At 67.4% G+C, this 22,986-nt stretch carries 27 protein-coding genes; 15 read left to right on the top strand and 12 right to left on the bottom strand.

All coding sequences use genetic code 11. The features are described 5' to 3' along the window. Nucleotides 1-11: 11 nt before the first annotated feature. Genes AC1RP5_RS04285 through AC1RP5_RS04270 form a run of 4 tightly spaced genes read right to left on the bottom strand, consistent with a single transcriptional unit; the run spans nt 12 to nt 3,340 of the window. Nucleotides 12-1,001: an NAD(P)H-dependent glycerol-3-phosphate dehydrogenase gene (locus AC1RP5_RS04285; RefSeq protein WP_493109342.1), complete on the bottom strand. Its 990-nt coding sequence runs from the start codon at nt 999-1,001 to the stop codon at nt 12-14. Then, complete coding sequence (locus AC1RP5_RS04280) at nt 998-1,633, bottom strand: TIGR02466 family protein (protein WP_493109341.1); 636 nt, start codon at nt 1,631-1,633, stop codon at nt 998-1,000. Before AC1RP5_RS04280 ends, AC1RP5_RS04285 begins: the two co-directional genes overlap by 4 nt. 9 nt (nt 1,634-1,642) lie before the next feature. Next, nucleotides 1,643-2,680, bottom strand: coding sequence for a tRNA (adenosine(37)-N6)-threonylcarbamoyltransferase complex transferase subunit TsaD (tsaD, locus tag AC1RP5_RS04275; protein WP_493109340.1), 1,038 nt, complete (start codon nt 2,678-2,680; stop codon nt 1,643-1,645). 9 nt (nt 2,681-2,689) lie between these two features. Then, nucleotides 2,690-3,340, bottom strand: coding sequence for a TIGR02466 family protein (locus AC1RP5_RS04270; protein WP_493109339.1), 651 nt, complete (start codon nt 3,338-3,340; stop codon nt 2,690-2,692). Between the two features lie 119 nt (nt 3,341-3,459). Between AC1RP5_RS04270 and hemC the strand changes: the two genes are divergently transcribed. Next, complete coding sequence (hemC, locus tag AC1RP5_RS04265) at nt 3,460-4,386, top strand: hydroxymethylbilane synthase (protein WP_493109338.1); 927 nt, start codon at nt 3,460-3,462, stop codon at nt 4,384-4,386. 192 nt (nt 4,387-4,578) lie between these two features. Here the strand turns inward: hemC and AC1RP5_RS04260 are convergent, their stop codons facing one another. After that, complete coding sequence (locus AC1RP5_RS04260; RefSeq protein ID WP_493109337.1) at nt 4,579-6,075, bottom strand: methyltransferase domain-containing protein; 1,497 nt, start codon at nt 6,073-6,075, stop codon at nt 4,579-4,581. An 89-nt stretch (nt 6,076-6,164) separates the two neighbouring features. Here AC1RP5_RS04260 and AC1RP5_RS04255 point away from each other — a divergent pair, with 89 nt between their 5' ends. The 4 genes from AC1RP5_RS04255 to AC1RP5_RS04240 are packed head-to-tail and all read left to right on the top strand — an operon-like array spanning nt 6,165 to nt 9,062. Beyond that, nucleotides 6,165-6,977: a M48 family metallopeptidase gene (locus tag AC1RP5_RS04255; RefSeq protein ID WP_493109336.1), complete on the top strand. Its 813-nt coding sequence runs from the start codon at nt 6,165-6,167 to the stop codon at nt 6,975-6,977. Then, nucleotides 6,974-7,201, top strand: coding sequence for a sulfurtransferase TusA family protein (locus AC1RP5_RS04250; RefSeq protein WP_493109335.1), 228 nt, complete (start codon nt 6,974-6,976; stop codon nt 7,199-7,201). Before AC1RP5_RS04255 ends, AC1RP5_RS04250 begins: the two co-directional genes overlap by 4 nt. Before the next feature lie 45 nt (nt 7,202-7,246). Next, nucleotides 7,247-8,452: a phosphoglycerate kinase gene (locus AC1RP5_RS04245; RefSeq protein WP_493109334.1), complete on the top strand. Its 1,206-nt coding sequence runs from the start codon at nt 7,247-7,249 to the stop codon at nt 8,450-8,452. 10 nt (nt 8,453-8,462) lie between these two features. Then, on the top strand, nt 8,463-9,062 hold the full coding sequence (locus AC1RP5_RS04240) for an NUDIX hydrolase (RefSeq protein WP_493109333.1): 600 nt from the start codon (nt 8,463-8,465) through the stop codon (nt 9,060-9,062). Nucleotides 9,063-9,065: 3 nt separating this feature from the next. On the opposite strand, the gene AC1RP5_RS04235 is transcribed toward AC1RP5_RS04240, so the two are convergent. The 4 genes from AC1RP5_RS04235 to AC1RP5_RS04220 are packed head-to-tail and all read right to left on the bottom strand — an operon-like array spanning nt 9,066 to nt 12,634. After that, a complete protein-coding gene (locus AC1RP5_RS04235) occupies nt 9,066-9,662 on the bottom strand; it encodes a septation protein A (protein ID WP_493109332.1) in 597 nt (198 codons plus the stop codon). Further along, on the bottom strand, nt 9,659-10,828 hold the full coding sequence (gene ftsY / locus AC1RP5_RS04230) for a signal recognition particle-docking protein FtsY (RefSeq protein ID WP_493109331.1): 1,170 nt from the start codon (nt 10,826-10,828) through the stop codon (nt 9,659-9,661). Before ftsY ends, AC1RP5_RS04235 begins: the two co-directional genes overlap by 4 nt. 9 nt (nt 10,829-10,837) lie before the next feature. Then, nucleotides 10,838-11,686, bottom strand: coding sequence for a diaminopimelate epimerase (gene dapF, locus AC1RP5_RS04225; RefSeq protein ID WP_493109330.1), 849 nt, complete (start codon nt 11,684-11,686; stop codon nt 10,838-10,840). A gap of 6 nt (nt 11,687-11,692) precedes the next feature. Next, nucleotides 11,693-12,634 carry a hypothetical protein gene (locus AC1RP5_RS04220; protein ID WP_493109329.1) on the bottom strand — a complete coding sequence of 314 codons (942 nt, stop codon included), beginning with the start codon at nt 12,632-12,634 and terminating at the stop codon, nt 11,693-11,695. Between the two features lie 37 nt (nt 12,635-12,671). Here AC1RP5_RS04220 and AC1RP5_RS04215 point away from each other — a divergent pair, with 37 nt between their 5' ends. After that, complete coding sequence (locus AC1RP5_RS04215; protein WP_493109328.1) at nt 12,672-13,274, top strand: 2-hydroxychromene-2-carboxylate isomerase; 603 nt, start codon at nt 12,672-12,674, stop codon at nt 13,272-13,274. Between the two features lie 19 nt (nt 13,275-13,293). Here the strand turns inward: AC1RP5_RS04215 and AC1RP5_RS04210 are convergent, their stop codons facing one another. Beyond that, entirely contained in the window at nt 13,294-13,953 is a 660-nt protein-coding gene (locus AC1RP5_RS04210; RefSeq protein ID WP_493109327.1) for a CPBP family intramembrane glutamic endopeptidase, read from the bottom strand. Nucleotides 13,954-14,099: 146 nt separating this feature from the next. On the opposite strand from AC1RP5_RS04210, the gene ffh reads away from it, so the two are divergent. The 9 genes from ffh (at nt 14,100) to leuB (ending at nt 21,621) form a co-directional block, all read left to right on the top strand. Next, nucleotides 14,100-15,503, top strand: coding sequence for a signal recognition particle protein (ffh, locus tag AC1RP5_RS04205; RefSeq protein WP_493109326.1), 1,404 nt, complete (start codon nt 14,100-14,102; stop codon nt 15,501-15,503). A 65-nt stretch (nt 15,504-15,568) separates the two neighbouring features. Next, nucleotides 15,569-15,943 carry a 30S ribosomal protein S16 gene (gene rpsP, locus AC1RP5_RS04200; protein WP_493109325.1) on the top strand — a complete coding sequence of 125 codons (375 nt, stop codon included), beginning with the start codon at nt 15,569-15,571 and terminating at the stop codon, nt 15,941-15,943. Nucleotides 15,944-15,959: 16 nt separating this feature from the next. Beyond that, nucleotides 15,960-16,493, top strand: a complete 534-nt coding sequence (gene rimM / locus AC1RP5_RS04195) for a ribosome maturation factor RimM (protein ID WP_493109324.1) — start codon at nt 15,960-15,962, stop codon at nt 16,491-16,493. A gap of 6 nt (nt 16,494-16,499) precedes the next feature. Continuing rightward, complete coding sequence (gene trmD / locus AC1RP5_RS04190; protein ID WP_493109323.1) at nt 16,500-17,219, top strand: tRNA (guanosine(37)-N1)-methyltransferase TrmD; 720 nt, start codon at nt 16,500-16,502, stop codon at nt 17,217-17,219. Nucleotides 17,220-17,235: 16 nt separating this feature from the next. Then, on the top strand, nt 17,236-17,721 hold the full coding sequence (gene rplS / locus AC1RP5_RS04185; protein WP_493109322.1) for a 50S ribosomal protein L19: 486 nt from the start codon (nt 17,236-17,238) through the stop codon (nt 17,719-17,721). Between the two features lie 7 nt (nt 17,722-17,728). Further along, complete coding sequence (gene leuC, locus AC1RP5_RS04180) at nt 17,729-19,174, top strand: 3-isopropylmalate dehydratase large subunit (RefSeq protein ID WP_493109321.1); 1,446 nt, start codon at nt 17,729-17,731, stop codon at nt 19,172-19,174. A gap of 122 nt (nt 19,175-19,296) precedes the next feature. Next, complete coding sequence (locus AC1RP5_RS04175; RefSeq protein WP_493109320.1) at nt 19,297-19,794, top strand: RDD family protein; 498 nt, start codon at nt 19,297-19,299, stop codon at nt 19,792-19,794. A gap of 59 nt (nt 19,795-19,853) precedes the next feature. Next, nucleotides 19,854-20,468 (top strand): 3-isopropylmalate dehydratase small subunit, encoded by a 615-nt coding sequence (gene leuD, locus AC1RP5_RS04170; protein WP_493109319.1) that lies wholly within the window; start codon nt 19,854-19,856, stop codon nt 20,466-20,468. A 34-nt stretch (nt 20,469-20,502) separates the two neighbouring features. Then, nucleotides 20,503-21,621, top strand: a complete 1,119-nt coding sequence (leuB, locus tag AC1RP5_RS04165; protein WP_493109318.1) for a 3-isopropylmalate dehydrogenase — start codon at nt 20,503-20,505, stop codon at nt 21,619-21,621. Nucleotides 21,622-21,640: 19 nt separating this feature from the next. On the opposite strand, the gene AC1RP5_RS04160 is transcribed toward leuB, so the two are convergent. Both AC1RP5_RS04160 and AC1RP5_RS04155 read right to left on the bottom strand, forming a co-directional pair. Then, nucleotides 21,641-22,408 (bottom strand): anti-sigma factor family protein, encoded by a 768-nt coding sequence (locus tag AC1RP5_RS04160; RefSeq protein ID WP_493109317.1) that lies wholly within the window; start codon nt 22,406-22,408, stop codon nt 21,641-21,643. Beyond that, nucleotides 22,389-22,940: a sigma-70 family RNA polymerase sigma factor gene (locus AC1RP5_RS04155; RefSeq protein ID WP_493109316.1), complete on the bottom strand. Its 552-nt coding sequence runs from the start codon at nt 22,938-22,940 to the stop codon at nt 22,389-22,391. Before AC1RP5_RS04155 ends, AC1RP5_RS04160 begins: the two co-directional genes overlap by 20 nt. Between the last annotated feature and the right edge of the window lie 46 nt (nt 22,941-22,986).

The raw sequence follows: 22,986 nt of genomic DNA, 5'->3' as shown, positions 1-22,986 counted from the left end.
ATTCCCCCCACTCATTCGCCTTCGCGGCGCAACGGTCGCGCCAGCAGCGCGCGGATCGCCTCGTCGAGGTCCGCGCCCCGATGCAGGATAGCATCGACGGCGGTGCATATCGGCATCTCGATGCCGAGCTTTGCGGCGCGTTCGAGGACGGCCGGCGCCGTAGCTGCGCCCTCGACGACCTGCCGCCGGCCTTCCATATAGCGCGCCAGCGACGTGCCTTTGCCGAGCGCGGCACCCAGCGAGCGATTGCGCGACAGCGGCCCGTGACAGGTCAGCACCAGATCGCCGAGACCGCTCAACCCGGTCAGCGTTTCCAGGTTGGCCCCCATGGCGAGGCCGAGCCGCGCCATCTCGGCGAAGCCGCGCGTGATGAGTGCGGCGGCGGCGTTGTGGCCGAGGCCACGGCCCTCGACGATGCCGGCCGCGATCGCCAGCACGTTCTTCACCGCGCCGCCCAGCGACACGCCGACGACATCGTCGGTCCAGTAGGGGCGGAACATGCCGGCAGCGAGCGCGGCCGCGAGTTCACGACCGAGCGCGGCATCGCTGGTGGCGATGCTGACCGCCGTCGGCAGGCCTTGCACCGCCTCTTCCGCAAAGCTCGGCCCCGACAGCATGGCGATCGACCGGCTCGGCAGGACTTCGGCCAGCACCTCCGGCATCAGCAGCCCGCTCGCGGCCTCGATGCCCTTGGCGCAGATCACCACCGGCGCGGCGCCCGGCAGATCGCGCACCACGACCCGCACGGCCTGGGCGGGGCAGACCAGCAGGATGGCGTCGCAGGCGGCAAGCTCCGCGAGATCGGCCGCGGCCTCGATGCCGGCATCGAGCGATTGGCCGGGCAGGTAGATCTCGTTGCGCTGCTGGCGCGCGATGGCGGCGGAAACGCTGCGATCGCGCGACCACAGGGTCACCTTGCGGCCGGCGCGGCGGCCGAGACAGGCAAGCGCGGTGCCCCAGGCGCCGCCGCCCACGACACCGATATGGGCGATCGCGCTCACAGGCTGAGATTGAAGGCGACGGAGATGCGCTGCGCGGTGCCGCGATAGGGCCGCACCTGATGCAGCACCCAGGCCGGGAACATCACAAGGCGTCCGGCCTTCGGCACGATCGTCTGGTTGGTGCCGACCGACAGGCCGCCGGGAAGCGCGAAGGCGAGATGCGGCGCGTACATCGCCGGCGCCGGCCCACGCGGGTCCATGAACTCGAGCTCGCCGCCCAGAGACGGATCGGCCGAGATGCCGCCGTCGTCGACATAGTAGACGCCCGACCAGTAGCTGCCGGGATGGGAATGGAACTCGTTGCCGTGGCCGCTGCGGTTGATGTTCGCCCACATGTTGGCCTGCCACGCGATCGAGACCGGATTGCCGGCACGATCGACAGTGCTGCGGTTGGCGATGTTGCGGGCGATCGCCAGCAGCTTGATGGCCGGCACGCCCGCCCACTTGTCGACGTCCCAGGTCGACTGCCAGCCGCCCAGGGTGCTGTGCGACTTGCTGGGCTGCTCGGCCTCGCGCTTCAGCAGTGCCGGAATCAGGGCGGCATTGAGCTGCGCGCCATCGGGAAGATCGATGACGAGGATCGGCGTCGGAAAGGCGGCGACGGTGTCGAAGGCGAGCGGCGCGTTGCTCATGGGAACAGTCTACACCCGATTGGCGGCGACGGGATCGAGCGGCCAGCGCGGCCGGGGACGGAAATCGAGCGCATCGACCTGGCCGAGGCGCAGCCGCTCGGCGCCGGCCCAGGCGATCATGGCGCCATTGTCGGTGCAGAGTTTGACCGGCGGCGCGACCAGCTTGGCACCGTGCGATGCCGCCACCTCTTCGAGCCGGCCGCGCAGGTAGACGTTGGCCGCGACACCGCCCGCCACGACCAGCGTGGATGACGGCGCTAGCGTCAGCGCATTGGCGCAGCGATCGGCGAAGACGTCGCCCACCGTGCGCTGGAAGGAGGCGCAGAGATCGGCAATGGCGCACGGATCGTCAGCCGGCAATTTCTCGACGGTCTGGCGCACTGCGGTCTTGAGACCCGAGAAAGAAAAGTCGCAGCCGGGCTTGCGCCACATCGGCCGCGGCAGCGCGAAGCGCTTCGGATCGCCGCCGACCGCCGCCTTCTCCACCGCCGGTCCGCCGGGAAAGCCGAGGCCCAGCAGCTTGGCGGTCTTGTCGAAACATTCACCCGCGGCGTCGTCGATGGTCGTGCCCAGCCGCGTGAAGTCGCCCGGCCCACGCACGGTGAGGAGCTGGCAATGGCCGCCCGACACCAGCAGCAGCAGATAGGGAAAGTCGACGGGCTCGGTCAGGCGCACCGACAGCGCATGACCTTCGAGATGATTGACCGCAATGAAGGGCTTGTCGTGCGCGAAGGCCAGCGCCTTGGCAGTCATGACGCCCACCATCACGCCACCGATCAGGCCCGGCCCGCCGGTCGCGGCGATGCCGTCGAGATCGGCCAGGCCGATTCCCGCCTCGTCGAGCGCCTGCGCGACCAGCCCGTCGATGCGTTCGAGATGCGCGCGCGCCGCGATCTCTGGCACGACTCCGCCGAAGCGGCGATGCTCGGTGAGCTGGCTGTAGACCGTGTTGGAGAGGATGCGGCCGACCGGCTGCGTCCCGGCCGGTGCTTCGATCACGGAAACGGCGGTCTCGTCGCAGCTCGTTTCGATGCCCATCACGCGCATGGCTGCCGCCTACAGGCTGAGATTGAACGCGATGGAGATGCGTTCGGCCGTGCCGCGATAGTAGCGTACCTGATGGAGCAGCCAGGACGGGAACAGCACCAGCCGGCCCGACTTCGGCAGCAGCGCCTCGTTGACGCCGCCCGACAGGCCGCCCTGCATCGCGAAGCCGAGATGCGGCGCGTACATGGTCGGTCCCGCCCCGCGCGGATCCATGAATTCGAGCGCGCCGCCCAGCGACGGATCGGCCGAGATGCCGCCATCGTCGACATAGTAGACGCCCGACCAGAAGGCGCCGGGATGCGTATGCGGCAGGTTGCCGTGGCCGCTGCGGTTGATGTTCGCCCACATGTTGGCGCGCCAGGTCACGGCGAACATGCCGGGATGCGGCCCGGTATTGGCCGTGCCAGAGCGGTCGGTGGTCGCCCGGTTGGCGATGTTGCGGCCAATCGCCAGTAGCTTCAGCGCCGGCACGCCGCCCCAGCGGTCCATGTCCCAGGTCGACTGCCAGCCACCCTCGTTGGACGCCTGGGTCCCGGGGTGGGACTTGGCGCGCTCCTCGATGACGCGCCGCAGGTCGGCATTGAGCGCCGCCGCGTCCGGCACGTCGTGGACGACGAGCGGCGTGGCGAACAGCGGGACGATCTCGAAATCCTGGCTCATGTTCGGCTCTATACGCCGACTTCTTGCCCGCCGGCACCCGGACTCGCAACTGCGCGGCGAAACGACAGGGGTGCCGGGTCTTCTGGCGTGGCGGAGCGACCTACGCTAGAGCAGCGCCCATGACCGTCCCCCTTCTTCGGCTCGGCACACGCGGCAGCCCTCTCGCCCTCACCCAGACCGGCCTGGTGCGCGATGCGCTGGCCAAGGCCGTCCCGGCCCTTTCGGCGCCCGGTGCGATCGAGATCGTGGCGATCAAGACCACCGGCGACGTGATCCAGGACCGCCCGCTCTCCGAAGCCGGCGGCAAGGGCCTGTTCGTCAAGGAAATCGAGGAGGCGCTGCTGCAGCGTCGCATCGACGCGGCCGTCCACAGCATGAAGGACATGCCGACGGCACAGCCGCCGGGCCTCGCCATTTCGGCCTTCCTGCCGCGCGAGGATGCACGCGACGTGCTGATCGCGGGCGACCTCGAACGCATCGACGCGCTGCCGCAGGGCGCCGTCGTCGGCACCTCTGCCCTCCGCCGCAAGGCGCTGCTGCTGCACCGGCGGCCCGACCTCCAGATCGTCACCTTCCGCGGCAACGTCGAGACGCGGCTGGCCAAGCGCGCCGCCGGCACCGTTCACGCGACCATCCTGGCGCTGGCCGGGCTGAAGCGGCTGGGCAAGGGCGACATCGGCACGCCGATTCCCGAGGCCGAGATGCTCCCCGCGGTCGGCCAGGGCGCGGTGTGCATCGAAGCCCGCACCGACGATGCCCGGACCCGTGGCTGGCTCGCCGCCATCGATCACGAACCGACCGCCGTCTGCGTGCGTGCGGAGCACGCGATGCTGGTCGTGCTCGACGGTTCCTGCCGCACGCCGATCGCCGGTCACGCGATCCTGACCGGCGGCGACCTGCACCTGCGCGGCCTGATCGCCCGCCCCGACGGATCGGAAGTGATCGAGACCGAGCGCCGCGGCGGTATCGCCGACGCGGCCGCGATGGGCCGCGACGCCGGCGAGGAACTGAAGCGCCGCGGCGGCCCGGGCTTCTTCGCGGAGTGATTCTTCTGCCTCCCTATTCAGATGGGGAGGTGTCGTCGTCCTACGACGACGGAGGGGTCATGAAGGGCCGATCTTCGGCGCTCCCGGACATTGCTGCGCAATGCCCTGCCGTTCAGCGGCCGAGCTTTGCTCGGCCATGACCCCATCGCCCCGTATGACGGGGCACTTCCCCATCTGAATGGGGAAGGGGTACTAAACTTTTTGGCAGACGAAGGCGTAGCCGGGGAACAGGTTCGACTTCTCGCGTTCGAGCTGTTCCCAGCGGAAAAGGTCCGACATCGTCCGTTCGGTGGGAAAGCGCGCACGATAGAGTTCGAGGGGGCCGGCATTGGCGGCCGCGCTCTGCGACGCGCCGACATTGAATTCGAAACCGAGGAAACGAAGCCCGCTGCCTTCGAGGAACGTGCGCAGCCGCGCGACCGTGAAGCGATGCTCCTGCACGTGGAAGCAGAGGTCGCGCAGCAGGCTCGCGCTCCAGAAATCCTCCCAGGCGGTCAGCGGCCGCAGCCGCCGCCATTCGCCGCTCATCACCTTGCGCCGAAACTCACGCAAGCCGTCGAGGGTCGGAGGCAGTCGCGCCATCTCGATGTCGCGCCGCGCCTTCACCACGAGCGTGCGCGCACTCTCGCCGTAAAGGCCGACGCGGAAGAATGCGCCCGGCCGCAACACCGAACTGATCGCCAGCAAGCCGGCCTTCGGATCGGCCATGTGGTGCAGCACGCCCACGCATTCGGCATGGTCGAAGGTCCGACCGAGCTTCGGCAGGTCGAGAATGTCGCCGCGTAAAAACTCGATGTTGTCGATGCCGTAGCGCGCCGCCATGCGCTTGCCGTAGGCGAGGCTGGCGCGCGAAAGATCGACGCCGGTCACCCGGGCCTTCGCATAGGACGAGGCGACGGTGAGCGGATGCTGGCCCGTGCCGGCGCCGGGCATCAGAACCTCGAGCGCTTCTCCCTCCAATTCGACCGGAGTCGCGTGCGGAAAATCACGCATCAAGGCGGCGCGTACGTCGACCTCGGGCCGGCGCGCGAGATGCGTCCACCGCGGATAGGGATTGGCCTCGTACATGGCCTGGACCGAGAGCGAGACCGAGTCGGTAATTGGCGAGATTTCGGGAATCTCTGCCTTCAGCCGCTCTTCCTCGACGACTTCGGCGCGCGGCGTCGAGGGCGGCCGGAACATCGCAGCCGCCGGACCCTCCGCGATCGCAGGATCGTCGGGCCAGACATATTCGTTGAGCCAGGCCTGTTCGGCGAGCGATGCGATCAGTTCGTCCGTCTTCGGCGAAGGATCGGCGGCGGCCAGCGCCTTGCGCAGCGCCAGCAGCTTGCGTTCGAGATCGGCGTCGCGATTGAGCGACTTGCGCAGGAATTCGTGCAGCAGGCGATCGTCGGCGAGACTTTGCGGATCGCCGTTGGCCGGCCAGCCCACGACGAGCTGGTTGGCGGCGCCCCAACCGACCGCATCCCAGTTCGCGCCCTCGTCGGCATAGGCTTCCAGCAACAATGTCCGAAGCTGCGCGTTGGGCTGTGTCGTGCGCGCGCGTTCGAGGATGGCGTCGAGGCCCATGCGCGCCTGCGCGTCGCGCGGCGAGGCCGCGAGCGCCTGGCGATAGGCCGACATGGCTTCGTCGAAGCGGCCGGCGGCGAACATCTCGTCGCCGATCGTGGAGTAACGATTGGAGGTCAAAGCTGGTCTTCGTTCGGTGGCCGATCCCTATAGCACGCCCTCCCGCGGCGTACTCGACCGCAACCGGGCCGGCCCCTAGACTTCGCCCCATGCACCCCGCCCTGCGCTTCCTGCTGATCCTGTGCGGCCTCGCGTCCCTGCTCGCTGCATGCGAGACGGCACCGGTCTCCGGCCGTTCGCAGATGATGCTGGTGAGCGAGAACGAGGAACGCGAGATGGGCCTGCAGGCCTATCGCGAAGTGCTGAACAAGGAACCGCTGTCGCACGACCAGCAGACCAATGCGATGGTCGAGCGGGTCGGCCGCCGCATCGCCGCCGCCGCCGAACGTCCGCCGCAGGAACTCTGGCGCGCACCGCGCTTCCGCTGGGAATTCAAGACCGTCGAGAAGAACGAGCCGAACGCCTTCTGCCTGCCGGGCGGCAAGGTCGTGGTCTACACCGGCCTGCTGCCGATCACCCGGAACGAGGCCGGCATGGCCGTCGTGATCGCCCACGAGGTGGCGCATGCCCTGGCGCGCCACGGCGCGGAGCGCATGAGCGATCAGATGGTAGCGTCGGTCGGCACTGCTGCCGCGGCCGTGGCCCTGTCGGCAACGGTGAGCGGCCGCAGCCGCACCTATCTGCCGGCGATGATGGCGGCCCTCGGCGCCGGCGCGACCGTGGGCTACATCCTGCCGATGTCGCGGGCGCAGGAATCCGAAGCTGACCGCATCGGCCTCGTGCTGATGGCGCTGGCGGGCTACGACCCGCGCGAGGCGATCGGCCTGTGGGAGCGCATGCGCGCCGCCAGTTCCGGCAAGCGGCAGGCGGAATGGCTCAGCACCCATCCCGCCGATACGACCCGCATCGCCGACATAAGGCGCTGGCTGCCCGAGGCCATGCAATACTACAAGCCGCGATGACCGACGCGATCGAGTACGACGCCACCGGGCTGCTCTGCCCCCTCCCCGTGCTGCGGGCCAACCGCAAGCTGCGCGAACTTTCGATCGGCGGCCTGCTCACCGTGCGCGCCACCGATCCGGCCGCCGAGGCCGACTTCCCGGCCTTCTGCCGCCAGACCGGTCACGAGCTGGTCTCCTCGACCCGCGAGGGCGAGGTGCTGGTATTCGTTATTAGGAAACGCTAGACGGCGGAAACGCCAGACGGCCGTTCGACAGACAAGAGAGAGTTCATGCCGCAGACGACCTTCAAGACGATCGATTCCACCGACATGTCGGGCAAGCGCGTGCTGGTGCGCGTCGATCTCAACGTGCCGATGAAGAACGGCAAGGTGACCGATGCCACGCGCATCGAGCGGGCGGCCCCCACGATCAAGGAGCTGGCGGCCAAGGGCGCGAAGGTGATCGTGCTCAGCCATTTCGGCCGGCCCGACGGCAAGCGTGTGCCGGAGATGACGCTACGTCCTCTCATCGAGCCGCTTGAAAAGGCGCTCGGCAAGCCCGTCGCCTTCGCCGAGGATTGCGTCGGCCCGCTCGCCGAGGATTCGGTGCGCAACATGAAGGCCGGCGACGTGCTGCTGCTGGAGAACCTGCGGTTCCACAAGGAAGAAGAGAAGAACGACGCGGCCTTCATCGACAAGCTCTCGCTGCTGGGCGACGTCTATGTGAACGACGCCTTCTCGACGGCGCACCGCGCGCACGCCTCGACCGAGGGCCTCGCCCATCGCCTGCCGGCGGTCGCCGGCCGCCTGATGCAGGGCGAACTCGAAGCACTCGACAAGGCGCTGGGCAATCCGAAGCGACCTGTCTGCGCCATCGTCGGCGGCGCCAAGGTTTCCACGAAACTGGAGCTGCTGGGCAATCTGGTCGGCAAGGTCGACAAGCTGATCATTGGCGGCGGCATGGCCAACACGTTCATGCATGCGCAGGGGATCAAGGTCGGCAAGTCGCTGTGCGAGAAGGACCTGGCGCCCACCGCGCTCGAGATCCTGGAGAAGGCCAAGGCCGCCAAGTGCGCCGTGCTGCTGCCGGTCGACGTGATGGCGGCAGACGAATTCAAAGCCAATGCCCCGCATGTCGTGGTCGATGCCGATGCCTGCCCCGACGACAAGATGATCCTCGACGTCGGCCCGAAGACGATCGCGCTGTACCAGAAGGAGCTGGCCGACTGCTCCACCGTGGTGTGGAACGGCCCGCTCGGCGCCTTCGAGATCAAGCCGTTCGACACCGGCACGGTCGCGCTGGCGCAGGACGTGGCGCGGCTCACCGCGACGGGCAAGCTCCTGTCGGTGGCCGGCGGCGGCGATACGGTGGCGGCGCTGGCCGCGGCTGGCGTCGAGGAGAAGTTCTCCTACGTCTCGACGGCAGGCGGCGCCTTCCTCGAATGGATGGAAGGCAAGACCCTGCCCGGCGTTGCAGCCCTGATACGGGCGGCGTAGCGTCGGCGCCATGAGCGCCCCGCCGACACAACCCGACCGCCCGCGCCTGCCGTGGGATCCGCCCGAGCATTTCGAGAAGCGGGTTCCCGAAGGCGACAATCGCGAGCGGCTGGTCTGCGGGCGCTGCGAGTTCATCCACTACCAGAACCCCAAGGTCGTCGCGGGCGCAGTGTGCACCTGGGAGGACAAGATCCTCCTGGCCAAGCGCGCCATCGAACCGCGCAAGGGCTTCTGGACCCTGCCCGCGGGCTACATGGAGCTCGGCGAGACGACCGAGCAGGCCGCCCAGCGCGAGGCGCTCGAAGAGGCCTGCGCCACCATCGAGATCGACCGGCTGCTCGCCATGTACAGCGTGGCGCGCATCGGCCAGGTGCAGATCATGTATCGCGCGAAGCTGATCTCGCCGGACATCGCCTGTGGCATCGAGAGCGAGGAAGTGGCGCTGGTCGACTGGGCCGACATCCCGTGGGACCAGCTTGCTTTCCCGACGGTGGTCTGGGCACTGGCCCACTTCCACGAGTCGCGCGACAAGGCCGACTTCTCGACCTACTCCAATCCGACCGACGACCTCGCCCGCATGTGGCCGCCGCGCAAGCCCGAGGGCGTCTAGCGGTCAGCTACCGCGTGCGAAAGGATTGTCGTCGCCGTCCCAGTAGCGCTTGAGCAGCGGGATCTGCAGGAAGGCGAAGACGAGCGTCAGCGGGAAGCTCAGGAACATCTTGCTGGCGATCCACGTCTCGGTCGGAAAGTTCCGCCACATCACCTCGTTCACGATCGCCAGCACGAAGAAGAACACCGTCCAGCGCATGGTGAGCTGATACCAGCCCTCGTCGTTCAGCTTGAAGGCTGCACCGAACAGCGGCTTCAGCAGCGGCTTCTTGAACAGCACGAGACCGCCGCCCAGGATGACGCCGAACAGGCAGTTCACGATGGTCGGCTTCAGCTTGATGAACGTGTCGTCCTGCAGCCAGATGGTGAGGCCACCGAACACCAGCACGAAGAAGCCGCCGACCAGCGGCATGATCGGCCAGCGCTTCTCCAGCAAGCGATAGCAGGGCAACGCGATCGCGGTCGCGACGATGAACACACCGGTGCCCCAGTAGATGCCCCAGCGGCTGTTGGCGGCAAAGAACAGGACCAGCGGCGCCAGCTCGAGCGCCGTCGCGTAGAGCTTGCGCATGCCGTTGTCGTCGCCGCTCTTCTCGCTCATGCCGGCAATCCCATCAATCCGCGCGCGAAGGCGCGGGCGTCGAACGGCCGGAGATCGTCGATCCCCTCGCCGACGCCGATGGCAACCACCGGCAGCTTGAACTTCTCGGCGAGCGCCACCAGCACGCCACCCTTGGCGCTGCCGTCGAGCTTGGTCAGCACCAGTGCGTCGACGGGCGACATGCTCTTGAAGGTCTCGACCTGGGCATGCGCGTTCTGTCCTGTGGTGGCGTCGAGCACCAGCAGGCAGGAATGCGGCGCCTCGGGATCGAGCTTGCGGATCACGCGCACGATCTTGGCGAGCTCTTCCATCAGGTTGGTCTTGTTGTGCAGGCGGCCGGCCGTGTCGATCAGCAGCACGTCGGTCTTCTCGTTACGCGCCCGCTCCAGCGCCTCGTAGGCGAGGCCCGCGGCATCGGCGCCGGTCTGCTTCGACACGACCGGCACGCCGGCGCGATCGCCCCAGACCTTGAGCTGTTCCACGGCGGCGGCGCGGAACGTGTCGCCCGCGGCCAGCATCACCGAGCGACCCTCGCCCTTATAAAGTCCGGCGAGCTTGGCGATGGTCGTGGTCTTGCCGCTGCCGTTGACGCCGATCACCAGCACGACATGCGGCTTGCGCGCGGGGTCGATGGTGAGCGGCACGGCGACGGGCTGCAGGATCTCGGCGATGTCGTCGGCAAAGGCCGCGCGCACTTCCTCGTCGGTGACTTCCTTGCCGAAGCGCTCCTTGCCGAGCTTGGCCACGAGCCGGCTGGCGACGGCGACGCCGAGGTCGGCCTGGATCAGTGCGTCCTCGAGATCGTCGAGCGTCTGCTGGTCGAGCTTCTTCTTGGTGAAGAGGCCGGTGATGCTCTCGGCGACCTTCTTGGTCGACTTCGACAGGCCCTCGCGCAGACGCGACAGCCAGCCCTTCTTCTCGACCTCGGGCTTCTCGACCTCGGGTTCCTTCTCGGCCACCACTTCGACGGGCGCCGATTGGACAAGAACCGTCTCGGGCTCCGGCGGCGGAGCGACCTGTACCTCCGGCTCGACCGCGATGGTCGGCTCTACAGGTTCAACCTTCTCGACCTCGGGCTCGACCGGCTTGGGAGTCTCGACGGCCGGAGTTCCGCGCGAGCGAAACCGCGCGAACCAGCCCTTCTTCTCGGGTTCCGTCTCGCTCACCGCGTCACCTCAGGAAAGCAGCGAGCGGTCGAGCTCACCCCGGTAGGCGAGCGCGATCCCGCCGGTCATCGACACATGATCGTCGCGCAGCCATTCGATGGTGAGCGTGCCGTGCTCGACGACGACATCGACCTTGCGGTCGGTCAAGCCGCGTCGCGCGGCAGCGACGCCGGCCGCACAGGCGCCCGAGCCGCAAGCGAGAGTGAGACCCGCGCCGCGTTCCCAGACACTGAGCTTCACCTTGTTCTTACCGATGAGCTGGGCCACGCCGACATTCACGCGCTCCGGAAAGAACGGATCATGCTCCAGCTTCGGCCCGAGTTCCGTGATCGGGATCGCAGCGAGATCGTCGACGAAGAAGGTCGCGTGCGGATTGCCGACATTGGTGCCGACCGGATCCTGCAATGGGCCGATGCCGACCGGCATGTGATTGGTGTCGCACGCCCTGGCGACCGGGATCTCGCGCCAGTCCATGCGCACCAGGCCCATGTCGACCGAGATCACCGGCAGGCCGTTGGCCCCGCGGCCGACCTTCTGCGATTCGAGCAGGCCCGAGATCGTCTGGATGGTCGCTTCCTCGGCCTTGAGTTCGTCCATCACCACCGAGGCAATGCAGCGCGTGGCGTTGCCGCAGGCCCCGGCTTCCGTGCCGTCGGGATTGTAGATGCGCATGAAGACGTCGGCCTCGCCCTCGGTCGGCGGCTCCAGCACGATGAGCTGGTCGCATCCCACGCCCAGGCGGCGATCGGCGATGGCGCGCCGGCGCGGCGGCGTCAGGTCGAGCTTGCTGCTCCGCGCATCGAGCACGACAAAATCGTTGCCCAGCCCGTGCATCTTGAGAAAAGGCGTTCCGGCCATGCGGCGCTATATGGCGGTTCGGCCGGGCCAGCGCAACGAGCGCGCCCGGACCTGCCCGGCGTGGGGCCCGCCGATTTCGCGCACATCCAAGGTCGCCATCCGCTTGGTGTAGATCGTGAGGTGCAGGATGCCGAGCGCCTCGTAGGGCATGGCCGGTTCGACGAACAGGCCGCGCGTGGCGTCCCAGGCCGGGGTCGCATGGTGGACCGGCCAATTGCAGCGGCTGGGCAGCGGCTCGCAGGCATACCCCCGGTCATAGACCAGCACGTTGAGCGCCACCTGGTCGGTCAGGTCGGCGGTCCGCTGCAGGGCACCGGCCAACAAGCCGGCCCAGCCCTCCCAATGAGGGGCGTCGGCCGCCAGGGCGAAGACGCCGGCATTGATCAGCGGGTAACGGACCAGCCGCTCCGCAATCTCCTTGCCAAAGCAGACCTCGAACGCCGCACCGTTGATCGTCGAGAATTCCTTCCACGCATGGCGATAGTGGCGCATCGAGCGGTGGATCTCGGGCGCCACGGCCAGCGCACGCGTCCGCGCAGCGGCGAGGAACAGATCGATCGCGTCGCCTTGCTGCACCCAGCAATCGCCGTCGATCCAGAGATAGAGATCGAACCCCGGAAAATAGCGCCGCAGGAACGGGCGCGCCGTCATCGCCTTGTAGCCTTCCGGCAAGTCCTCGCGGCCGGGGAAGTCGAAGTCCCATTCCGGCTCCACCAGGAGGGCGCCGTGCTTGCGACACCAGTCGCGCTGCTCCTCGGTCAGCCCGCAATCGAGCACGCCGAGCGCCACCCTCTGTCCCGCCTCCGTCGCCCGCAGCGAGGCAATGCAGTCGCGCATCAGGTCGAAGTACGGGGCGTCGCCGCCGGTGATGGCGATGGCTTTTTCGGGAGAGGCGGTCACGTCGCGAAGATGGCGTATCGACAGGCTTTGCGCCACAGTCCGCGCCAACCAACACCTCACACCAACCACCTCTCTGGGGGAACATATGGGCAAGCATGTCGACTACTACGTCTCGCTGAACTCGCCGTGGACCTATCTCGGTTCGGCGCGCTTCGATGCGATGGTCAAGAAGCACGGCGCGACGGTCACGATCTGGCCGGTCGATTTCGGCTCGGTCTTCGCCGTCTCGGGCGGCCTGCCGCTGCCCAAGCGCTCGCCGCAACGCCAGGCCTATCGCATGATGGAGCTGAAGCGCTGGCGCGATGTTCTGGGCGTGAAGACGACGCTGGAGCCCAAGTTCTTCCCCGCCAATGAGGTCCCGGCCGCCAAGTGCGTGATCGCGCTTCGTGAAGAGGGTCGTATGGCGGATGCCATCAAGGTCGCGCATGCCGTGCTGACCGGCCTGTGGGCCGAGGAGAAGAACAGCGGCGATCCCGCGACCTTGAAGGCGATCATCGACGGCTGCGGCCTCGACGGGGCGGCGGTGATGAAGGCCAGCGAAGCGCCCGGGATTGCCGAAAAGCGCGAGGCCTACACCAAGCACGCCATCGAGCAGGGCGTGTTCGGCGCTCCCTCGTTCGTCATCGACGGCGAGATCTTCTGGGGCCAGGACCGATTGGAGTTCGTCGAGCGCAAGCTCGCCTCCTGATCTCTCCGATCGGGGCCGCTCAGGAGCCGCTAAGAAGGGCGGCTCCTGCGACGGCGATCGAGTTGTTGACGATGTGCGCCACGATCGTCGGCACCAGCGAATTGGTGCGCCAGCGCAGGAAGCCGAACCAGAAGCCGAGCGGCAGCACCAACAGAATATGCACGGGCTCTGCGTGGGCCGCCGCGAAGGCCAGTGAGCTGAGAAGGAAGGCGACCAGGTTGCTCCAGCGGCCCGCCAGCCAGCCATAGAACAGGCCACGGAAGACGAGTTCTTCCGTGAGGGGGGCCAGCAGGGCCAGGATGCCGAGGGTCTGCAGTATCAGCGTGGTGCCCTGGAGACCTTCGGTAACCTGCTTCACGCCCTCCGGCTGGAGGCCGAGCTGGCTGACCGCGAAGGAGAGCACCGTGGTACCCAGCACGCCGAGCACGATCGGCCGCCAGCCGACCGGGCGCAGCCCCAGGGCGGCGGGCGCCGCCCAGCCCAGCGGCAGGACCGCGATCAGGAGGGCCAGCAGGCCGCTGCCGAAGAAGACGGTCAGCGCCACCAGATTGGTCCGGATCGGCAAAAGCCAGAAAATCGTCACCGCGATCAGGGGCGCGACGACCAGGAAGGCCAGCAGGCACCAGCCCGGAAGACGCCGGGAATCCTTGTAGATCAATGGGTTAGGCAAGCCGTCCAAGCGTTTTGACTCCTGACGCGGCAGGCTTTATACCCCGCCGGCTCAATCGGTCGTGCCGATTTACTAGGTTCCCCCTTCGGGGAGCTCCGCTGATCCGCGAAGGTTCGCGCATCGGCGCGATACGTCTTTGAGCGAACGGGAGCGCGATGTTCGAGGGTCTTAGCAAGCGTCTGGGCGACGTATTCGACAAGCTGAGGGGGCGTGGTGCGCTTTCCGAGGCCGATGTCGACGCGGCCCTGCGCGAGGTCCGGACCGCCCTGCTCGAGGCCGACGTCGCTTTGTCGGTCGTCCGCCAGTTCGTCGACGAAGTACGCCCCAAGGCGATCGGCGCCGATGTCATCCGCTCGGTCACGCCGGGCCAGATGGTCATCAAGATCGTCAACGACCATCTGGTCGAGATGCTGGGCGGCACCGTCGCCGATCTCGACCTCGGCGCCATCCCGCCGGTCGTCATCCTGATGGTCGGCCTGCAGGGCTCCGGCAAGACCACCTCTTCCGCCAAGATCGCCTATCGCCTGAGCCAGGGCCCGCAGGGCATGGCGGCCGAGATGTTCGGCGGCACCTTCTCGACGCGGCGCAAGGTCATGATGGCCTCGCTCGACACGCGTCGCCCCGCCGCGCAGCACCAGCTCAAGGTACTGGGCGAGCAGACCAACGTTCCGACCCTGCCGATCGTCCCGCTCGAAATGCCGCTCGCCATCACCCGGCGCGCGCTCGAGACGGCCAAGCGCGAAGGCTTCGACGTCCTGATCCTCGACACGGCGGGCCGCCTGTCGATCGACGAAGAGCTGATGAAGGAGGTCGCCGACATCAGCGACCTCGCCAAGCCGAAGGAGACGCTGCTCGTCGCCGACGCCATGACCGGCCAGGACGCCGTGAACGTGGCCAAGGCGTTCAACGACCGGCTGGCCGTCACCGGCATCGTGCTGACCCGCGTCGACGGCGACTCGCGCGGTGGCGCCGCGCTCTCGATGCGCGCCGTCACCGGTCGCCCGGTCAAGCTGATCGGCGTCGGCGAGAAGTTCGACGCGCTGGAGCCGTTCCATCCCGACCGTATCGCGTCGCGCATCCTCGGCATGGGCGACATCGTCTCGCTGGTCGAGCGCGCCGCCGAGACGATCGACAAGGAAGACGCCGAGAAGCTGGCGGCCAAGGTCCGCAAGGGCCAGTTCGACATGGACGACCTGCTCAACCAGCTGCGCCAGTTGCGCAAGATGGGCGGCCTGCAGGGTTTGATGGGCATGCTGCCGGGCGCGATGCAGGCCAAGGCCGCGATGTCCAAGGCCAAGATCGACGAGAAGCAACTCAAGCGCCAGGAGGCCGTCATCCTCGCGATGACGCCGAAGGAACGGCGCAATCCCGACCTGATCCACGCGTCGCGCAAGAAGCGCATCGCCAGGGGCTCGGGCGTCGAGGTGCAGGACGTCAACAAGCTGCTCAAGCAGCACGCCGACATGCTGAAGATGATGAAGCGTGTGAACAAGCTCGGCGAAAAGGGATTCATGCGCAGTCTCGGTGGCATGGGTGGGCCGCCGGGTTTTCCGCGCTGAAGGTTCGACGAAGTTAGACAGATCAAAAGTTAGACGAATCGAAATCGAAGAGAGGACTTGAGAGAATGATCGCAATCCGCATGACCCGGCACGGCGCCAAGAAGCGTCCGTTCTTCCACATCGTCGTGGCCGACTCGCGCAGCCCGCGCGATGGCCGCTTCATCGAGAAGCTCGGCACCTACAACCCGCTTCTGCCGCGTGACCATGCCCAGCGCCTGACGCTCGACAAGGAGCGCATCGCCCACTGGCTGAAGGTCGGCGCGCAGCCGTCCGACCGCGTCGCGAAGTTCCTGTCGCAGGCCGAGCTGATGAAGCCGCGCGAGCGCCGCGAGCAGACCAAGAAGTCCGCGCCGCGCGCCAAGGCGCAGGAGCGTATGAAGGCCGAGGCTGCCGCGGCCGCTGCCGCCGCGCCGGCCGCCGAGGAGACCCCGGCCACCTGATCGGGTGGTTGGTCTGATGAGCAAGGGTCGCGTCCTGCTGGGCGTCGTTGCGGCACCTCACGGGGTCCGCGGTCTGGTGCGCATCAGGAGTTACACCGAGGACCCGATGGCGATTGCCTCCTACGGCGCGCTGTCGGACGAGAAAGGGACGAAAGAGTACCGGGTCGAGGCGCTGAGCTCCGTAAAGGGCGCGGTGCTGGCCCGGATCGAGGGCGTAGCCGATCGCACGGCGGCCGAGGCAGTACGGGGTTTGCGGCTCTATGTGGAGCGCGAGCGCCTGCCGGAGACGGGCGAGCGGGAGTGGTACGAGGCGGACCTGATCGGGCTCGCCGCGGTCGACCGGGAAGGCCGGGATTGGGGGAAGGTCATGGCCTTCCACGATTTCGGCGCCGGGCGGACGATGGAAGTGTCGGGCGGTAACACATCGAGGCATTCGGTGATGCTGCCCTTCACCGACGACGCGGTGCCCGAGATCGACGTCGAGGGCGGCAAGGTTACGGTCAATCCGCCGGCAGGTCTGCTGACGGGTGGGCCGGCGAAGGAGGAGTAGGAGACGGTGTGGCGCGCGACAGCGCTGACGCTCTTCCCGGAGATGTTTCCGGGCCCGCTGGGTGAGAGCCTGGCTGGCCGGGCGCTACGGGAGGGTGTGTGGTCGCTGGAGGCCGTCGACATCAGGCGGTTTGCCAAGGATCGCCATGGCACGGTGGACGATGCGCCCTTCGGGGGCGGCGCCGGCATGGTGATGAAGCCCGACGTACTGTCGGCGGCGATCGAGTCGGTCGCGCAGCCGGGGGTGCCGAAGGTTCTGCTCTCGCCAAGGGGCGCGCCGTTCAGTCAGGCGCGCGGGCGGGAGCTGGCGGCGGGACCGGGCGTGTTGCTGGTGTGCGGGCGGTTCGAGGGCGTCGACGAGAGGGTCATCGAGGCCCAGGCGCTGGAAGAGATTTCGGTCGGTGATTTCGTGCTTTCGGGCGGCGAGATCGCGGCCATGGCGATGATGGATTGTTGCGTGCGGCTGCTGCCCGGTGTGATGGGCGCGGCCGAGTCGGCGAGTGAGGAGAGTTTCGAGGACGGATTGTTGGAGTACCCGCACTACACCCGGCCCGCGACCTGGGCGGGGCCCGACGGAATCGAACGGCGCGTGCCGGAGGTTCTGGTCTCGGGTCACCACGGCAAGGTCGCCGAATGGCGGATGAAGCAGCGGGAAGAGATCACGCGGAGGCGGCGACCCGATCTTTGGGCCCGTCGCCGGACCGCGGCGGGAAACGATAAGAAGTGACGAAAGGATACAGGCGATGAACATTCTCGACGCGATCGGCCAGACGACGATCGACAAGGTGCAGGACGAGCGTCCGGTGCCGTATTTCGAATCGGGCGATACCCTCAAGGTGCACGTGAAGGTGCAGGAAGGTAATCGCGAGCGCATTCAGGTCTACGAAGGCCTGTGCATCGGCCGCAAGAACGCCGGCGTGAACTCGTCGTTCACCGTGCGCAAGATCAGCTTCGGCGAAGGCGTGGAGCGCGTGTTCCCGCTGTACAGCCCGAACATCTGGGAAATCGAAGTCGTCCGTAAGGGCGTCGTGCGCCGCGCCAAGCTCTACTACCTGCGCGACCTGCGCGGTAAGGCGAGCCGCATCGCCGAGGACACCGAGGCCCAGCGCGAACTGCTCGCCACGCAGGCCGAGGAGGCTCTCAAGCGTCCGCGCCGCGAGAAGCTCAAGAAGGAAAAGCCCAAGGAAGAAAAGGGTGTCCGCAACGCCAAGGGCGGCGGAAAGAAGTAGGTCCACCATGGCGTTCCGCAAGAAGTCGGCCACCCCGCCGGCGCCGCCGCCGCCTCCGCGGACCCTGTTCGAGAAGATCTGGGACAGCCACGTCGTCCATCGTCAGGACGACGGGACCTGTGTCATCTACATCGACCGTCATCTCGTTCACGAAGTGACGAGCCCGCAGGCCTTCGAGGGCCTGCGTATGGCGGGACGGCCGGTGCGCCGCCCCGACGCCACCATCGCGGTCGCCGACCACAACACGCCGACCACCGACTTCAGCCAGGGCATCGAGGACGAGGAGTCGCGCGTCCAGGTCGAGACGCTCGAGAAGAACGTCGCCGAGTTCAAGGTGCCGTACTTCGACCTGAACGATCCGCGTCGCGGCATCGTGCACGTGATCGGCCCCGAGCAGGGCCTGACCCTGCCCGGCATGACGATCGTGTGCGGCGACAGCCACACCTCGACGCATGGCGCGTTCGGCGCGCTGGCCTTCGGCATCGGCACCTCCGAGGTCGAGCACGTGCTCGCCACGCAGACGCTGATCCAGAAGCCGGCGAAGAACATGCGCGTCTCGGTCGAGGGCAGCCTGCCACTCGGCGTCACCGCCAAGGACGTGATCCTGGCCATCATCGGCAAGCTCGGCACGGCCGGTGGCACCGGCTACGTGATCGAGTATGCCGGCCGCGCCATCCGTGAGCTCACGATGGAAGGCCGCATGACGGTCTGCAACATGTCGATCGAGGCGGGCGCCCGCGCCGGCCTGATCGCGCCCGACGAGACCACCTTCCAGTATCTTGCTGGCCGTCCGTTCTCGCCGAAGGGCGGAGCCTGGGATCTGGCGCTCAGCCAGTGGCGCCGCCTGCCGTCGGACAAGGGCGCGCACTTCGACGTACAGCTCGACCTCAACGCCGCGGACATTCCGCCGATGGTGACCTGGGGCACCAGCCCGCAGGACGCGCTGCCGATCACCGACGTCATTCCCGATCCGGCCAACGCGCCGGACGAGAATCTTCGCGAGGCCTGGACCCGGTCGCTGGCCTATATGGGCCTGACGCCGGGCACGCGCCTCGTCGACGTGCCGATCGACCGCGTGTTCATCGGTTCGTGCACCAACGGCCGCATCGAGGACCTCCGCGCCGCCGCTGAGATCGCCAAGGGTCGCAAGGTCGCTTCGAACGTGTCGGCGATGGTCGTGCCGGGCTCCGGCCTGGTGAAGGCCGAGGCCGAGCGTGAAGGTCTGGACAAGATCTTCATCGAGGCCGGCTTCGAATGGCGCCTGCAGGGCTGCTCGATGTGCCTGGCGATGAACGCCGACCGCATCGAACCCGGCCAGCGCTGCGCCTCGACCTCGAACCGCAACTTCGAGGGCCGTCAGGGCCGCGGTGGCCGCACCCACCTGGTGAGCCCGGCCATGGCGGCCGCGGCGGCCATCCGGGGCACGCTCGCGGATGTTCGCGACTTCCAGTAGTCGCCGTTTTCCAACGGATACCGACGGGCGGTGCAGCAATGCACCGCCCGTTTCTATTTGCAGTCAGGAACGTGCATGGCCAATGTGGTAGGATCGTACGCCCGACCTCGTGGGAGACACATATGGCCAGCGTTCCGAACTCAGGTCCCGCCGCCCCGCCTCCGCCGCCCGTCTGGGATGCCCAGCCGACGGGAGCCGCCGCCCAGGTGGCCTATGGCGGCTTCTGGATCCGCCTCGTGGCCTACCTCATCGATGGCATCCTGATCAGCCTCGTCCTGGGCGTCGTGACGGCGATCTTCGGTATCAGCTACTTGAACGTGAAGGACGTGAGCCAGATCGATCCGACGGCGAACCTGCTCTCCCTGGCCGTCGCCTGGCTCTATTTCGCCCTCATGGAAAGCTCGGAACGGGGCGCCACCGTCGGCAAGATGGCGATGGGGCTGCGGGTGGTGACCAACGACGGCCAGCGCCTCAGCTTCATGAATGCCACAGGGCGATATTTCGCCAAGATACTCTCGGCCCTCATCTTCTGCATTGGCTTCATCATGATCGGCTTCACCGAGCGCAAGCGCGGCCTGCACGACATGATCGCCAGCACCCTGGTCATCAAGACCCGCTGATCGGGCGGCTTGACCCCGGCCCGGAAAGCCCGTTTATTCCGGCCTTTCCGGGAGGTCTCATGGAGAAGTTCACGACGCTGAGCGGCGTTGCTGCGCCGCTGCCGATGGTCAATGTCGACACCGACATGATCATCCCGAAGCAGTTCCTGAAGACCATCAAGCGCACGGGCCTCAAGGACGGCCTGTTCTACGAGATGCGCTGGACGGCGGACGGCCAGAAGAAGGACTTCGTCCTCGACCAGCCGGCCTACCAGAACGCCAAGATCATCGTGGCGGGTCCCAATTTCGGCTGCGGCTCAAGCCGCGAGCACGCGCCCTGGGCGCTGCTCGACTTCGGCATCCGCTGCATCATCTCCGAGGACTTCGCGGACATCTTCTACAACAACTGCTTCAAGAACGGCATCCTGCCGATCAAGATGCCGAAGGAGATCATCGACAAGCTGATGGACGATGCGAGCCGCGGCTCCAACGCCATCCTCGAGATCGACCTCGAGAAGCAGGAGATCAAGGGTCCGGACGGCGGCACCGTCCATTTCGAACTCGATCCCTTCCGCAAGAAGTGCCTGCTCGAAGGCCTCGACGATATCGGCCTGACCATGGAGAAGCGGTCGGAGATCGACGACTTCGAGCGCCGCCAGAGCGAAGCGCAGCCCTGGCTGCACGGCGCCTCCTGATCACACCGACAACGACCTGAAGAGAAGCAAGACAATGGCGTCAAATCGCAATCTGCTCGTGCTGCCCGGCGACGGCATCGGCCCCGAGGTGATGAACGAAGTCCGCAAGATCATTGCCTGGATGGGCAAGAAGCGCGCGGTCGGCTTCGACATCAAGGAAGACCTCGTCGGCGGCGCCGCTCTCGACAAGCACGGCGTGCCGCTGAGCGACGACGCCATGAAGACCGCGCTGGAAGCCGATGCCGTGCTGTTCGGCTCGGTCGGCGGCCCGAAGTGGGACACCGCCGACTTCACCAAGAAGCCCGAGCGTGGCCTGCTGCGCCTGCGCAAGGAGATGGACCTCTTCGCCAACCTGCGTCCGGCCAAGGTGTTCGACGCGCTGGTCGACGCCTCGTCGCTGAAGCCCGAGATCGTCAAGGGTCTCGACATCATGATCATCCGCGAGCTGACCAGCGGCGTCTACTTCGGTGAGCCGCGCGGCCGCCACACCAACGCCGCCGGCGAGGTCGAGGCCTTCGACACGCAGCGCTACACGGCGCCGGAAATCCGCCGCGTCTGCGCCGTCGCCTTCGAGCTGGCCCGCAAGCGCAAGAACAAGGTCCTCTCCTCGGAGAAGGCCAACGTGATGCACACCGGCGTGCTGTGGCGCGAAGAGGCGACCAAGCTGCACAAGGAGAAGTACTCAGACGTGAAGCTCGAGCACATGTATGCCGACGCGCTCGCCATGCAGCTGCTGCGCCAGCCCCGCGAGTTCGACGTGATCGTCACCGACAACCTGTTCGGCGACATCCTGTCCGACGAAGCCTCGATGCTGACGGGATCGCTCGGCCTGCTGCCGTCGGCCTCGCTCGGCGCGCCCGACGCGACCGGCCGCCGCAAGGCGCTGTACGAGCCGATCCATGGCAGCGCGCCCGACATCGCGGGCAAGGGCCTGGCCAATCCGATCGCGCAGACGCTCTCCTACGCGATGATGCTTCGCTACTCGTTCGACCTCGGCAAGGATGCCGACATGGTCGAGCTGGCCGTCGAGAACGTGCTGAAGGCGGGCTACCGCACCGGCGACTTGATGGTTGGCAACACCGACGGCGTGAAGAAGGTCGGCACTCAGGAAATGGGCGACGCCATCGTCAAGGAACTCGACCGCCTCGCCTGATCGCGATCAGCGACCCTTATCAGCGATCCGCTCCGACGGCCTGATCCACCGCCGTCGCAAACGACGACATCTCGGCCATCGAGATGTCGGACACGGCGCGCATGTCGAAGCCGGCATGGCGCCATTCAGCCAGGGCAAATCCATCGCGCTGCGTGACGGCCGGCACACTGTTGCCGCTCGTGCTTGCGGGCCACAGGCTCAGCACCACGCGATGCTGGTTGCGGCGATAGACCAGCACCGCGACCTTGCGGCCGGCCACGACGTCGAGTCGCCCACCCACCAATGGAAATCCCTCCGCCGTCAGGTCGTGGACCGGCGGCGAATAGTCGATGCGGCCGGCGAACCACGGCTTCACCGTGTGACGATCCGACGAGGCGACCTCGACCGGCGCCTCGGCCATCGCCACCCGCAGATAGCTTGCGATCATCTCGTCCGACTGACGCCCGCCCTGGCTGGTCAGCGTCCCGCCCAGCCAGCCGGCACTGACTGCCACGATCAGGCTGGCCGCCATGGCGGCCCACTGCATCCTTGGCCGCACCTGGCGCGGTGCGGGACGCGGATCGACGACGCTCGCCCGCAGCTCACGCTCGATGCGCGCGCGCAACAGGTCGGGCGTCCGCTCGGACGGCAGGTCGCGCAGCATCCCGGAGATCGTCTTCGCCGTCTGCAGCCGCCGGCGACAGTCCGGGCACGAGGTCAGGGCCTGTTCGAACTCGGCGCTCTCACGCGCGGACAGTTCGCCGTCGACATAGGCGTCGACCGTGGCCTCACAGGTCGGACAGTCCATGCTCACTCCTTCCGAGGCGATCGCGCAGTTCGACCGCCAGTTTCTCGCGCGCCCGCGCCAGGCGGGACATGACGGTGCCGATGGGCAGATCGAGCACTGAAGCGATCTGCTTGTAGGAAAGGTCCTCGATTTCGCGCAGGACGAGGACCTCCCGCACCTCCATCGGCAGCGCCGCCAGCGCCGCTGCCACATGACGCCGCCGGTCGCCGGCCAGCGCGCTCTGTTCCGGGTCGGGCGCGTCGGCTGCCCGTTCGTCGGCGGCTTCCAGCGGCAGGGAGTCGGCACCCCTGCCGCTTCGCGTGTCGGTCCATGTGTTGCGCACGATGCGCAACAGCCACGGCCGCGCCTCCTCGCCACGAAAGGCGTGGAAGTAGCGCAACGCCCGCAACATCGATTCCTGCGCGAGATCCTGCGCCGCCACGGGATCGCGCGTCAGCCAGCGGGCGAAGCCGTAGGCCGAATCGAGATGCGGCAGCACGACGGTACGAAAGCGCTCGAGCGTGCGGCTATCGGGCTTTGGCGCGTCGGACATGCACCCCATAGGACAGCAATACCGTTCGAGGGTCGATTTTATTCCA

Source organism: Reyranella sp. GW821-FHT12G01, assembly GCF_058806575.1.
This window is presented reverse-complemented; position numbering and strand designations above follow the sequence as displayed.